This window comes from Agarivorans albus, from assembly GCF_019670105.1.
In the GTDB taxonomy this organism is placed as follows: Bacteria; Pseudomonadota; Gammaproteobacteria; order Enterobacterales; family Celerinatantimonadaceae; genus Agarivorans; species Agarivorans albus.
On record NZ_AP023032.1, the window covers coordinates 681,690 to 693,329 of the forward strand.

Sequence of the window (11,640 nt, forward strand, 5' to 3'; positions counted from 1 at the left end):
TTAAAGCATAGGAAGAGTAATTACAGTGAGTAAGTTACAGCCACAACTACGCTACGCGGTCGTTGGCCTTGGTGCCAGCGGGCTTAGCTCTGTGCGCTTTTTACTTAAGCACGAAGTGTTGCCCTTAGTTTGTGATACTCGCCAGCAGCCTCCTGGCTTAGCTTCGCTACCCTCTAGTTTGCAAGTGGTGTGTGGCGAGCTGCCCCTTAAGCAATTGCTTGAATGTGACGTGGTGATTGTTAGTCCAGGCATTGCTTTAGCCACGCCAGAGTTACAAAGCCTGGCGAAAGCTGGAGTTCAGCTAATCGGTGACGTTGAGTTATTTTGTCACTATGCCGAAGCCCCCATCGTTGCGATTACTGGCTCAAACGGTAAAAGTACGGTCACTAGTTTGTTGGGCGAGATGGCTAAACACGCCGGGGTTAATGTTGCTGTAGGCGGGAATATTGGGGTGCCTGCCCTAGATTTGCTTTCGCCGCAGGTCGAATTATATGTTCTTGAGTTGTCTAGCTTCCAGTTGGAAACCACCAACAGTCTTCGCGCTAAAGCCGCTACATTGCTAAATGTTAGCGAAGACCACATGGACCGATACCAAGGCATGGGCGACTACATTGCCGCGAAACAAACAGTTTACCAAAATGCTGAATATGCGGTTATCAACTTGGATGACGAATTATCACAGCCGCAAGTCCAGCCCGAACACAGCTTGAGTTTTTCTGTTCATTTAGATGCTGATTATCGCTTAAGTGAAGATCAGCAATATCTAATGCGTGGGCAACAAGCACTATTAGCCACCAATCAGTTGTCGCTGGTTGGCACCCATAATTTTGCCAATATACTTGCTGCATTAGCCTTAGCAGAGGCAGCAGGGCTTAACATTGACGCTTGTTTACAAGCTGCAAAAAATTACCAAGGTTTAGCCCATCGCTGTCAGTTGGTAGCTCGCAAACAAGGTATTGCTTGGATTAACGATTCTAAGGCTACCAACGTTGGCGCTACCTTAGCCGCCTTAAATGGCTTAGCTGGTGGCCAAGGTCAGCTTTGGTTAATTGCTGGTGGAGATGCCAAAGGCGGCGATTTAAGTGAGTTAAAAGCTGCCTTTAGCCACGTTGCCGGCGTTGTTGCCTTTGGTAAAGATAAGCAACGTTTTAAAGATTTAGATCAGCGTATCGAGCTAAAAGAAAATTTGGCAGAGAGTTTTAGTTGGTGCCAGCAACAAGCAAAAGAGGGTGACATAGTTTTGTTGTCTCCAGCCTGCGCCAGCTTGGATATGTATAAGAATTTTGAAGTGCGCGGGCAACACTTCTGCGAACTGGTGGAGGCGCTATGAAAGTAATGTCTAAACCACTTTGGTTCGAGAATACCTTACAGTGGTTAAACCCAGCCGCTAAAGAAAGCCAAGAGCCGCTTTTGTTCGACCGTCATTTATTGTGGTTAGCCTTGTGTCTAATGGTGATGGGGCTAGTGATGGTTGCATCTTCATCTATTCCAGAAGGCATCGCGATTAACGACGATCCATTCCGTTTTGCTAAACGGCACGGTATTTATTTGTTGTTATGTTTAGCCGCTATGGCTTTTGTGGTGCAAATCCCGCTGGCATGGTGGCAATCTCATAATGCCAAATTACTGCTATTGTCTGGTGTTGCATTGGTATTGGTATTGCTGATTGGCCGTAATATTAACGGTAGTAGTCGCTGGATTGGCTTAGGGCCTATTAATGTACAGCCTGCCGAGTTTGCCAAACTTGCATTGTTCACATATTTAGCCGGTTATCTAGTGCGTCGCCATGAGCAGGTACGTGAGAACTTAAAAGGCTTTTTAAAGCCACTTATCGTCTTTTTCTTCTTGGCGGTATTGCTGCTGGCTCAACCCGATTTGGGCAGTGTGGTAGTTATGTTTGTAACCACTGTAGGCATGCTGTTTTTAGCTGGCGCCAAGCTTATTCAGTTCTTTGGTTTGATTTTTACCGGTGTGGTAGCGGTGGTGACTTTGGTTATCGCAGAACCTTACCGGATGCGCCGTGTTTCTTCATTTCTAGACCCTTGGCAAGATCCTTTTGGTAGTGGCTATCAGTTAACTCAATCTCTAATGGCTTTTGGTCGAGGCGACTGGCTAGGCGAAGGTTTGGGGAACTCTATTCAGAAGCTTGAATACTTGCCAGAAGCGCATACCGATTTTGTGGTTGCTGTATTAGCCGAAGAACTCGGATTTATAGGTGTCTGTGCGGTTTTGTTGCTACTTATTTTGTTGGTAAGCCGCGCCATGAAAATTGGTAAGCAGGCTTTACTGGCAGAGCAAGCGTTTGCCGGTTACTTAGCTTGCGGTATTGGTATCTGGTTTAGTTTTCAAACCATGGTAAATGTTGGCGCTGCTTCAGGCTTGGTGCCAACTAAAGGGTTAACCTTACCGTTGATTTCTTATGGTGGCTCCAGCTTATTGGCGATGTCGATAGCAGTCGCTATCTTACTGCGAATTGATCATGAACTTCGATTGGCTAACTGTCAGGCCTATAAGAGAGATGCTCATGGTTAATGCTAAGCAAAACAAACTATTAGTAATGGCAGGTGGCACTGGAGGTCATGTATTCCCGGGCTTAGCTGTCGCCGATAAATTGGCGGCGCAGGGCTGGGATGTGTCGTGGTTAGGAACAGCCGAGCGTATGGAAGCTCAATTGGTGCCTAAACATGGTTACCCTATCGACTTTATTAGCATTAAAGGGGTTCGTGGCAATGGCTTGCTGCGCAAACTGGCGGCGCCGTTTAAATTGCTTAACGCGGTTCGTCAGGCACGAGCAGTCATTAAGCGATATCAACCCGATGTTGTATTAGGTATGGGCGGCTTTGCCAGTGGCCCAGGTGGTATAGCGGCCTGGCTGCTAGGAAAACCATTGGTTTTGCATGAGCAAAACGCGGCTGCTGGTGTAACCAACAAAATGCTGAGTAAAATTGCCAGCAAAGTACTAATGGCGTTTCCGGGAGCCTTAGATAAAGCCGAAGTGGTTGGCAACCCAGTGCGTGAGTCGGTATTAGCTTTAGACGAAAAGAGTGAAAGTGATTCAGCTAGTTTTAACTTGTTAGTTATTGGCGGCAGTTTAGGGGCACAGGTGTTTAACGAGCAGTTAGCCGAGGGCATAAAACAAAGCCAACTTGATTTAAAAATCTGGCACCAAGCGGGTAAAAACAAACATAGCAGCGCAGTGGATGCTTACCGTCAGCAAGAACTTGATAAAAATTTGAGCGAAGCACCTAAAATTGTCGAATTTATTGATGACATGGCAGCAGCCTATCAATGGTCAGATGTGATACTCTGTCGCGCTGGCGCGCTAACGGTGTCAGAGGTGGCTGCAGCGGGGATCCCGGCTATTTTTGTTCCGCTGCCTTATGCCGTTGATGATCATCAAACCAAAAACGCGCAGTTTTTGGTTAAAGCTGATGCCGCACGTTTGTTAAAACAAACGGAATTTACGCCGCAAAATATTGCTGCAGTACTGAATGAATTTGCTGATCCTGCATTGCGTTTGTCTTGTGCTCGCAATGCACGAAAGCAGGCAATCACCGATGCCACTGACAAAGTAGCAGCGGTGTGCCAAGCGTTAATTAAAGAGTAGTTAGATGAGTAAAGTTGAGTTAGCCAAATTACGAACCATGATTCCAGAAATGCGCAAAGTGAAGCGAATTCACTTCGTGGGAATTGGTGGTGCCGGCATGGGCGGTATCGCCGAGGTATTGGCTAATGAGGGCTATCAAATCTCAGGTTCAGACCAAGCCGAAAGTGCCATGACAGAGCGCTTGCAAGGCGTTGGCGCCGAGGTGTTCTTCGAGCACAGTGAAAGCAATATCGAGGGTGCTAATGTAGTGGTGGTATCAACTGCTATTAAAGAAGATAACCCCGAGGTACAAGCCGCCAGAGCTGCGCGTATTCCAGTGGTTCGTCGTGCAGAAATGCTAGCTGAATTGATGCGTTATCGTCACGGCGTTGCTGTAGCCGGTACCCACGGTAAAACCACAACAACCAGCTTAATTGCCAGCATCTATGGGCAAGCAGAGTTAGACCCTACTTTTGTTATTGGTGGTCTGTTAAATAGCGCAGGTACCAACGCACGTTTAGGCAATAGCCGTTACCTAATTGCAGAAGCCGATGAAAGTGATGCATCTTTTTTGCATTTGCAGCCAATGGTTGCAGTGGTCACTAATGTAGAGCCCGACCATATGGAAACCTATGGCGGTGACGAAGCTCAGCTCCATGCAACGTTTATCGACTTCTTACATAACTTGCCATTTTACGGAGTGGCGGTGATGTGTATTGACGACCCAGGTGTACAGGCTTTACTGCCACAAATTGGTCGTCAGATTATTACCTATGGCTTCTCAGAAGAAGCTGATGTTCGTATTACTCACTTTGCTCAGCAAGGTGATCGCTGCTCATTCACGGTAAACCGCAAAGATTGTGAGCAACTTGATATATCGTTGAATATGCCAGGTGAGCACAATGCCCTAAATGCGGCGGCAGCCATTGCTGTAGCCAGCGAAGACGGCATTGAAGATGCTGCAATTGTAGAAGCCTTAAATCGTTTTGCCGGCATTGGTCGTCGTTTTCAACAATACGGCGAGTTTGCGACAGGTAATGGCTCAGCCTTGCTAGTGGATGACTACGGGCATCACCCAACAGAAGTTCTGGCAACGGTTAAGGCTGCACGTGCCGCTTGGCCTGAGCGTCGTTTAGTGATGGCATTTCAACCGCACCGCTATTCACGTACTCGCGACTTATATGAAGATTTCGTGGATGTATTAGCGCAAGTAGATAGCTTGCTGCTGCTTGAGGTGTATTCGGCTGGTGAAGAAGTCATTGCCGGTGCTGATAGTCGGGCATTGTGTCGAAGTCTGCGCCAGCGAGGTTTGGAGCCCATCTACGTAAAACAGCCGAGTGAACTAAATGGCTTATTGGCTGATGTAATTGAAGATGGCGATGTGGTGTTAACCCAAGGCGCGGGCAACATTGGCGTTTTAGCGCGTCAGTTGGGCGAGTTACAGTTAAACATTAGCAAGCTTAAAGGTAGTGAAAGTTAATGGCGAGTTTACGAATGAATCGAGTAGCAGTGCTGTATGGCGGCGATTCAGCTGAGCGTGAAGTGTCTTTAAAATCGGGTAGCGCAGTGCTGGCGGGTTTACTTCGTGCTGGTATTAATGCGGAAGGCGTAGATACCAAAGGTTTTGATTTAAATTTGCTTAAGCAAAAAAAATACAGTCATGTATTTATTGCCTTGCATGGTAGAGGTGGCGAAGACGGAACCTTACAAGGTGCACTTGAGTATTTAGGTTTACCGTATACCGGTAGTCGAGTGCTTGGTTCGGCTTTAGCAATGGACAAAATTCGCTGTAAGCAAATTTGGCAGAATATTGGCTTGCCAACAGCGGCATACGCGATTGTTGAACGAGACAATTACAAGCCAGACGAAGCAGCGAGCATTTTAGCCAAGTTATCTGGCGAGGTTATTGTAAAGCCGGCGCTAGAAGGTTCTAGCATTGGCATGGCTAAAGCCAACAGTGTTGAAGAGTTACAAGAAGCGATTGAAAATGCCTTTGAATACGACTCTAGAGTATTGATTGAACAGTGGATTACTGGCGCAGAATACACGGTGTCAATTGTTGGTGGTACGGTAATGCCTTCAATTAGAATGCAAACGCCACATAGTTTTTATGATTACAGCGCTAAGTACCAAAGCAGTTCTACCGAATATTTCTGCCCTAGTGGTTTAACTGAGGCGCAAGAGTCACAGTTAGCCGATATTGCCTTAAAGGCATTTAAATCTGTGGATTGTGAAGGTTGGGGGCGCGTTGATTTTATGGCCGACCAACAAGGCAATTGGTATTTGTTGGAAGTGAATACCTCACCGGGTATGACTGAAAAAAGTTTAGTGCCTATGGCTGCAAAGCAGCATGGTTTAAGTTTTGACCAGCTTGTCGTCAGTATTTTGGATTTGGCGCACTAGTCATGACGCTAAGTGACCAGCAAAAGCAGCGAGCAAGCTTCTGGGCTGGAGTGGTATTTTTTTGTGTTGTGTTGTTGGGTTTGGCTTACTCAGTGCACTCGGTGTACAGCAGTGTAAGTGATAAGCAATTGAGTCCAATGACTCGGTTGTTGGTATCGGGTAAACGTGATTACGTGCTCGATCAAGAACTGCAGCAAAGCTTAGCGGCTTTGCCAGAAGCGGGTAATTTTTTTAGCCTTGATGTTTCTGAGGTAAAGCTTGCTTTAGAGCAGTTGCCTTGGGTTAAGCAGGTAACCGTTCGTAAGCAATGGCCAGATAAACTGTCGATTGCTTTACAAGAACAAGAGGTAGTGGCGCGATGGAATAATGCCGCTTTGCTTAATCAGCAAGGGCAGATTTTTGAAGCGCCGCAACAGCGAGTGACCAAAGCATTGGCTTCACTAAGTGGACCCGATGAACAGGCAGAAGCTGTGCTAGCGACTTTTCGCCAGCTGCAGCAAGTATTGCACGCTCGCCAGTTAAGCATTGTTAGTTTGGCGCTAAACGAGCGCCATGCATGGCAAGTAGAATTAGCCAGCGGAATTGTTTTAAAGCTGGGCAAAGAAGATAAGTTAAATCGCATAGAGCGTTTTGTATCGGTATATCCGAGATTAAAACCGAATGCGGTGGATTATATAGATTTACGCTATGACACTGGATTTTCAGTGGGATGGAAGAAACAGGAAGGTTTGGCAATAGATGACCAAAGTAACGGATAGAAAACTGATCGTTGGCCTCGATATTGGTAGTGCCAAAATCACCGCCTTAATTGGCGAGATTTTGCCTAGCAACGAGATGAGCATTATCGGTGTAGGTAGTCATCCGGCTAAAGGTATGGATAAAGGTGGTGTAAATGACCTTGATTCTGTAGTGAAGACCGTTCAGCGCGCGCTGCAAGAAGCGGAATTGATGGCTGATTGCAAAATTAGTTCTGTTTACTTAGGTGTTTCTGGTCGTCATATTCGTTGTTTGAACGAAAAGGGCATGGTGCCAATTAGCGACGAAGAAGTCACTCAAGATGATGTAGATAACGCGATTCATACGGCTAAGTCAGTAAAATTGCCAGATGAGCACCGTATTCTACATGTATTGCCACAAGAGTTTGCCATCGACTTCCAAGAAGGAATTAAAAATCCGATTGGTTTGTCTGGTGTTCGTATGGAAGCAAAAGTGCATTTAATTGCTTGCCATAACGACATGGTTAAAAACATTGTTAAGTGTGTAGAACGCTGTGACTTGAAAGTTGATCAGTTGATATTTTCAGCCTTGGCTTCTAGTTATGCGGTGTTAACCGAAGATGAAAAAGAATTGGGTGTGTGTGTGGTTGATATTGGCTCAGGGACCATGGATATCGCAGTTTACACCAGTGGCGCGCTGCGCCACACCTCGGTAGTACCGTTTGCAGGAACCTCGGTTACTCGTGACATTGCTACTGTGTTTGGCACACCACTTAACGACGCCGAGGCGGTAAAAGTGCGCTATGGCTGCGCCTTAGGCAGCATGGTAAGCCGAGACGATACCATTGAAGTGCCAAGTGTGGGTGGAAGGCCGTCACGCAGTTTGCAACGACAAACCTTGGCAGAAGTTATCGAGCCACGATATAGCGAACTGTTTGGCATGATTAAAGCCAAGCTCGATGAGCTTACCGAAGACTTGCAAGCGCAGGGGACTAAGTTGCAGCTTGGTGCCGGCGTAGTGTTGACTGGCGGCGCGGCTCAAATAGAAGGCGTGGTTGAATGCGCCGAAAAGATTTTACAGTGTCAGGTTAGGGTTGGCTCTGCCAACAATGTGGCTGGCCTGACAGAATACGTACAAGCGCCAACTTACTCAACAGCAGTAGGTTTGTTGCATTACGGAATGGAAAACCAAAGTGAAAAACCAATTGAAGTAAAGAACATTAGCAGTGTTAGCAATATCGCCAAGCGATTGCACAGTTGGTTTAAGGGTGAATTTTAGTTTTTGCTAAATAGCGAAAATCAAGCGGAGAGAGAACTATGTTTGAGATTATGGATAGTCATACCGATGAAGCGGTAATTAAAGTTGTAGGTGTGGGCGGTGGCGGCGGTAACGCTGTTGAGCACATGGTTGCACAATCAATTGAAGGTGTAGAGTTTATTACCATTAATACCGATGCTCAGGCATTGCGTAATTCTGGTGCAGACAACACCCTGCAAATTGGTGGTGCTATCACTAAAGGATTAGGCGCTGGCGCTAACCCTGAAGTAGGGCGTGAAGCTGCAATGGAAGATCGCGATGCGATTATGAGCCAGCTGCAAGGTGCCGATATGGTATTTATCGCAGCCGGCATGGGCGGTGGTACTGGTACTGGTGCTGCACCAGTAGTTGCAGAAGTAGCAAAAGAATTGGGTGTTCTTACTGTTGCTGTTGTAACTAAACCTTTTGGCTTTGAAGGTAAAAAACGTACTAGCTATGCTCAGCAAGGTATTGAGCAGCTTAGTAAAAACGTTGATTCCTTGATTACAATTCCGAACGACAAACTGTTAAAGGTATTGGGCCGAGGTGTATCTTTACTGGATGCATTTAAAGCAGCAAATAACGTATTGCTTGGTGCTGTACAAGGTATTGCAGAGCTAATCACACGCCCAGGTTTAATCAACGTGGATTTCGCCGATGTTCGTACGGTAATGCGTGAAATGGGTACTGCAATGATGGGTACCGGGATCGCATCTGGTGAAGATCGTGCTGAAGAAGCAGCTGAGCTAGCTATCTCTAGCCCATTACTAGAAGACGTTGATTTAGCTGGCGCTCGCGGTATCTTAGTTAATATCACTGCTGGCTTTGATATGAGCATCGAAGAGTTCGAAACTGTAGGTAATGCGGTTAAAGGTTTTGCCTCTGAGAATGCAACGGTAGTAGTTGGTGCGGTAATCGACCCAGAAATGAGTGATGAATTGCGTGTAACGGTAGTTGCTACTGGTATTGGCGCAGAGCGTCGCCCAGATATTTCTATCGTTAAACCTCAGCAACAAGCAGTAAATGCTGAGCCAGTTGCTCGCACTACGCCTATGGATTCAGCGCCAATGGTTGAAGAGCCTGCAGCAGTTGTGAACGCTGAGCCGCGTAATACCGCAGGGGATGGTGACTATTTAGACATCCCAGCATTTTTGCGTCGCCAAGCAGATTAATCTGTTAGGAAATGGTGAAGTTTTAGACAAAAGTTTGTGATGTGTCTCAAACTTATGTTAAGATGTCCGACCATTCTAGTTTATTGGTCGTAAAGCAGAGGAATTTTTATGCTTAAACAACGGACTCTTGAAAAGTCAGTACAAGCGACAGGGATCGGTTTGCATTCCGGGCACAAGGTCACCATGGTCTTACGTCCTGCTCCTGCAAATACAGGCATCCTGTTTAACCGTACCGATCTTGATCCGGTTGTAACGATCCCTGCAAAAGCAGAGTTAGTGCGTGACACTATGTTATGTACATGCCTTATCGATGATGCGGGTAACCGTATTTCAACGGTAGAGCACTTAATGGCTGCAGTTGCTGCGTTAGGCTTGGATAACTTGATTATTGACGTTGATGCTCCTGAGCTTCCGGTTATGGATGGCAGCTCAAGCCCGTTTGTATTCTTATTACAATCTGCGGGTATCGAAGAGCAGGCAGCGGCTAAGAAATTTATTCGCATTAAACAGCCTATTCGTGTTGAACACGAAGATAAATGGGCTGAGTTATTGCCGGGTAATGACGGTTTTACTATCGATTTCTCAATCGATTTTGACCACCCAGCAATGGAAGGTCGTAATCAATCGATTTCGATGAACTTCTCAGCTGATAGCTTTGTTAAAGATATTAGCCGCGCGCGTACTTTTGGTTTCATGCGTGACATCGAGTATTTGCAATCGAAGAACCTAGCCTTAGGCGGTAGTTTAGAAAATGCAGTAGTGTTAGATGAATATCGAATTCTTAATGAAGATGGCCTTCGTTATGATGATGAATTTGTTAAACACAAGTTGTTAGACGCTGTGGGTGATTTGTACATGGCAGGACTACCCATCCTAGGTCATTTACGCGCTCATAAATCTGGCCACGCACTAAACAATAACCTAGTGCGTGCAATGCTTGAGCAACAACATGCTTGGGAAATTGTTACTTTCGAAGACAAAGCCGAAGCACCAGCTGCATACCGACAACCGGTATTCAGTTTCTAAATAACAATATTGTCGGCGCTGACTAACTCTCTCCGCTCAGCGCCGCTAATTTTTCTAGCTTTTCCCTCAGTTCATCCGGTACGTGTTTCGCTAATTCTGTGATATGTTTGGCTGCTTGGGTGCTTAGCTGGCGTTTTCCAGTGCTTTTTTCCTCAGCTTCTGGTTTAATGTTTTTCAATTCGGGATTTATTTTAAGTTCCAAACTGACAACCCCTGGTATGGCTTTTCGCAACTCACTTAACAGATCGAATCGAAACTGTTTTAAGCGGGTTAACCAAGCCGAACTAGGAGCCTCGATAATAGCGACTCCTTGACGCATATTAACGATACGGCATTGCTGTAGTTTGTAGCGTGCCAAAATTTCACCACCCAGTTGCTGTAACTGAACGCGTTGCTGCAGTGGTTGTTCGATTTTTGCAAACTGTTTCTGATGAAATAGACGCTCTATCGAAATGGGTTGGTGCTGTCGTTTGGACATAAGTTTAATAGTTAGGTATGAAATTAACTTTAGTATACGCCCATAAGGGCGAGACAAGAACTGTTCGTTTAAATCCGCTACGTTTAGCGTGGTTTGCGTTTTTGTTGGTATCACTTATTTGCAGTATTGCCTTATGGGGTGTACAGCAATATCAAAATTTAGCTAAGCAGCAAACTCAGTTGTTATCGCAGCTGGATAGTTTGAAAGCAGAGCCAAAGCTTGAGCAGTTCGAGCAGCAACTGCGTCACCGTTATAGTCAATTGGCGGTTAAAGTGGGCCAAATGCAAGTTGAGATGACTCGCCTTAATGCATTGGGCGCGCGTTTGATTGAAGATACCGAGTTCGCTGCTGAGTTTGATTTTGAGTCAATGCCTCCGATGGGCGGCCCGATGTTAGACATTCAAGATACCAGCCATCAACCAAACAACCTGTTTTTAGACTTATCTTTGCTCGAGCAGCAAGTCGAGGCTAAGAAAAAATCACTTAATTTGCTTGAATCTTGGCAACAAAGTCACCATCTAGTAAATAGTAGTTATATATCAGGTTGGCCAGCGAAAGGGCCGGGCATTTGGATTTCTTCGCCATTTGGTACCCGCATAGATCCTTTTACCAAACGTAAAGCACGCCATAAAGGTGTAGATATCGCGGGCAAAGAGGGGACTAAAATCCGCTCTGTAGGAGCCGGCGTAGTGGTTTGGGCCGGAAGTCGCTTTGGTTACGGTAACTTAGTTGAAATTGAGCATGGTAACGGGATGGTAACACGTTACGCGCATGCTAAAGCTGTATTAGTAAAAGAGGGTGATGTAGTAAGTAAAGGGGATGAGATTGCCTTAATGGGCAGCACTGGGCGTTCAACCGGGTCTCACGTACATTTTGAAGTGCTTAAAAATGGTCGTCCACTAAATCCCAGTAAGTTTATTTACCGCAAAGCCAGTGCCTAGAAAATTGGATTTCGTCTTAGC

At 45.9% G+C, this 11,640-nt stretch carries 11 protein-coding genes; 10 read left to right on the forward strand and 1 reads right to left on the reverse strand.

The genetic code is table 11. The features are described 5' to 3' along the window. The first annotated feature begins 25 nt into the window (after positions 1–25). From murD to lpxC, 9 genes are all read left to right on the forward strand, one after another. Positions 26–1,330, forward strand: coding sequence for a UDP-N-acetylmuramoyl-L-alanine--D-glutamate ligase (gene murD, locus K5620_RS03310; RefSeq protein ID WP_016400781.1), 1,305 nt, complete (start codon positions 26–28; stop codon positions 1,328–1,330). Further along, positions 1,327–2,532 carry a cell division protein FtsW gene (ftsW, locus tag K5620_RS03315; protein ID WP_016400782.1) on the forward strand — a complete coding sequence of 402 codons (1,206 nt, stop codon included), beginning with the start codon at positions 1,327–1,329 and terminating at the stop codon, positions 2,530–2,532. The genes murD and ftsW overlap by 4 nt, the downstream gene beginning before the upstream one ends. Further along, positions 2,525–3,607 (forward strand): undecaprenyldiphospho-muramoylpentapeptide beta-N-acetylglucosaminyltransferase, encoded by a 1,083-nt coding sequence (murG, locus tag K5620_RS03320; RefSeq protein ID WP_016400783.1) that lies wholly within the window; start codon positions 2,525–2,527, stop codon positions 3,605–3,607. The genes ftsW and murG overlap by 8 nt, the downstream gene beginning before the upstream one ends. A gap of 4 nt (positions 3,608–3,611) precedes the next feature. Further along, a complete protein-coding gene (gene murC / locus K5620_RS03325) occupies positions 3,612–5,066 on the forward strand; it encodes a UDP-N-acetylmuramate--L-alanine ligase (protein WP_016400784.1) in 1,455 nt (484 codons plus the stop codon). Further along, positions 5,066–5,989 (forward strand): D-alanine--D-alanine ligase, encoded by a 924-nt coding sequence (locus K5620_RS03330; protein ID WP_016400785.1) that lies wholly within the window; start codon positions 5,066–5,068, stop codon positions 5,987–5,989. Before murC ends, K5620_RS03330 begins: the two co-directional genes overlap by 1 nt. Positions 5,990–5,991: 2 nt before the next feature. Then, positions 5,992–6,747 (forward strand): cell division protein FtsQ/DivIB, encoded by a 756-nt coding sequence (locus K5620_RS03335; protein ID WP_016400786.1) that lies wholly within the window; start codon positions 5,992–5,994, stop codon positions 6,745–6,747. Continuing rightward, a complete protein-coding gene (gene ftsA / locus K5620_RS03340; RefSeq protein ID WP_016400787.1) occupies positions 6,728–7,984 on the forward strand; it encodes a cell division protein FtsA in 1,257 nt (418 codons plus the stop codon). The genes K5620_RS03335 and ftsA overlap by 20 nt, the downstream gene beginning before the upstream one ends. A 38-nt stretch (positions 7,985–8,022) precedes the next feature. Beyond that, positions 8,023–9,174 carry a cell division protein FtsZ gene (ftsZ, locus tag K5620_RS03345; protein ID WP_016400788.1) on the forward strand — a complete coding sequence of 384 codons (1,152 nt, stop codon included), beginning with the start codon at positions 8,023–8,025 and terminating at the stop codon, positions 9,172–9,174. 108 nt (positions 9,175–9,282) lie between these two features. Next, entirely contained in the window at positions 9,283–10,200 is a 918-nt protein-coding gene (gene lpxC, locus K5620_RS03350) for a UDP-3-O-acyl-N-acetylglucosamine deacetylase (RefSeq protein ID WP_016400789.1), read from the forward strand. A 22-nt stretch (positions 10,201–10,222) separates the two neighbouring features. Here lpxC and K5620_RS03355 read toward each other — a convergent pair whose 3' ends face one another. Next, positions 10,223–10,678 carry a DUF721 domain-containing protein gene (locus K5620_RS03355; protein WP_016400790.1) on the reverse strand — a complete coding sequence of 152 codons (456 nt, stop codon included), beginning with the start codon at positions 10,676–10,678 and terminating at the stop codon, positions 10,223–10,225. A 17-nt stretch (positions 10,679–10,695) separates the two neighbouring features. Between K5620_RS03355 and K5620_RS03360 the strand changes: the two genes are divergently transcribed. Next, complete coding sequence (locus K5620_RS03360; protein WP_040306933.1) at positions 10,696–11,619, forward strand: M23 family metallopeptidase; 924 nt, start codon at positions 10,696–10,698, stop codon at positions 11,617–11,619. Positions 11,620–11,640: the final 21 nt, after the last annotated feature.

Bases quoted from the DNA above. Each gene is read 5' to 3' on its own strand.
- ftsW (WP_016400782.1), top strand. From the start codon at position 1,327: ATGAAAGTAATGTCTAAACCACTTTGGTTCGAGAATACCTTACAGTGG.
- K5620_RS03360 (WP_040306933.1), top strand. From the start codon at position 10,696: ATGAAATTAACTTTAGTATACGCCCATAAGGGCGAGACAAGAACTGTT.
- ftsA (WP_016400787.1), top strand. From the start codon at position 6,728: ATGACCAAAGTAACGGATAGAAAACTGATCGTTGGCCTCGATATTGGT.
- K5620_RS03335 (WP_016400786.1), top strand. From the start codon at position 5,992: ATGACGCTAAGTGACCAGCAAAAGCAGCGAGCAAGCTTCTGGGCTGGA.
- K5620_RS03330 (WP_016400785.1), top strand. From the start codon at position 5,066: ATGGCGAGTTTACGAATGAATCGAGTAGCAGTGCTGTATGGCGGCGAT.
- murG (WP_016400783.1), top strand. From the start codon at position 2,525: ATGGTTAATGCTAAGCAAAACAAACTATTAGTAATGGCAGGTGGCACT.
- murC (WP_016400784.1), top strand. From the start codon at position 3,612: ATGAGTAAAGTTGAGTTAGCCAAATTACGAACCATGATTCCAGAAATG.
- ftsZ (WP_016400788.1), top strand. From the start codon at position 8,023: ATGTTTGAGATTATGGATAGTCATACCGATGAAGCGGTAATTAAAGTT.
- K5620_RS03355 (WP_016400790.1), bottom strand. From the start codon at position 10,678: ATGTCCAAACGACAGCACCAACCCATTTCGATAGAGCGTCTATTTCAT.
- lpxC (WP_016400789.1), top strand. From the start codon at position 9,283: ATGCTTAAACAACGGACTCTTGAAAAGTCAGTACAAGCGACAGGGATC.